This window comes from Streptomyces sp. NTD91 (assembly GCF_059510455.1).
Genome location: NZ_JCAJZW010000136.1, coordinates 1 through 997, shown reverse-complemented (window position 1 = coordinate 997; position 997 = coordinate 1). Strand labels below are relative to the sequence as shown.

Below are 997 nucleotides of genomic sequence, written 5' to 3'. Positions count from 1 at the left end.
ATTCCCGGCTCCGCCATGACCGTGGCGCCGCCCGCGAGCGCGAACGAGCACTCGCCGGACCGCAGTGCCTGGACGGCCATGTGCAGGGCGACCAGGGAGGACGAGCATGCTGTGTCCACGGTCACGGCCTGTCCGCGCAGCCCGAGGACGTAGGCGATCCGCCCGCTGGCGACGCTGCAGGAGGTGCCGGTCAACAGGTATCCGTCGGCGGACTCGGGGGCGTGCTGGAGCCCGGGGCCGTACTCCTGCTGCATGAGTCCGGCGAACACGCCACCGTCGCTCTCGCGCAAGGCGGCGGGGTCGATGCCGGCCCGCTCCAGGGCCTCCCAGGAGACTTCGAGCAGCAGCCGCTGCTGCGGATCCATCGCCTCGGCCTCGCGCGGCGAGATGCCGAAGAAGAGCGAGTCGAACTCGGCCGCGTCGTACAGGAACGAACCGGAGCGGGCGTACGTCGTGCCGTGGTGCTCGGGGTCGGGGTGGTACAGGTTCTCCAGGTCCCAGCCGCGGTCCGCGGGAAACGTCGAGACGGTGTCGCCACCGGCAGCCAGCAGCCCCCACAGGTCCTCGGGGGTGCGGATGCCGCCGGGCAGCCGGCAGCCCATGGCGACGACGGCGATGGGGGCCTCGTCGCCCGCGGCCCTCGGCTCCACCGCCGCCTCGGGCACGGGCTCGGTGCCGCCTTCGAGCAGGTGGCGCACATGGCGTGCGAGGGCCTGCGGGGTCGGATGGTCGAACAGAACCGAGGCGGGCAAGGAGACTCCCGTGTCCGCGACGAGCCGGTTCCGCAGCTCGACCGAGGTCGCCGAGTCGAAGCCCAGCGCCTTGAACGTCAACGAGGCGTCCACCTCGCCGGCTCCGGTGTGTCCCAGCACAGCGGCGGCGTGTGCCCGGACCCGCTGGAGCAGATCCCCCTGCCCCGTCGCCACCGCCGCCCCGGACCCGGCCTGCTCCGACTCGGGCGGCGGCGCGAACGGCACGGTACGGCGGGACGCCTCAC

At 73.4% G+C, this 997-nt stretch carries 1 protein-coding gene; it reads right to left on the bottom strand.

Features of this window, described 5'->3' with window-relative positions; all coding sequences use genetic code 11:
- On the bottom strand, positions 1-997 hold a 997-nt coding region (locus AC5WRT_RS38915; protein ID WP_496098936.1), incomplete at both ends, for an acyl carrier protein.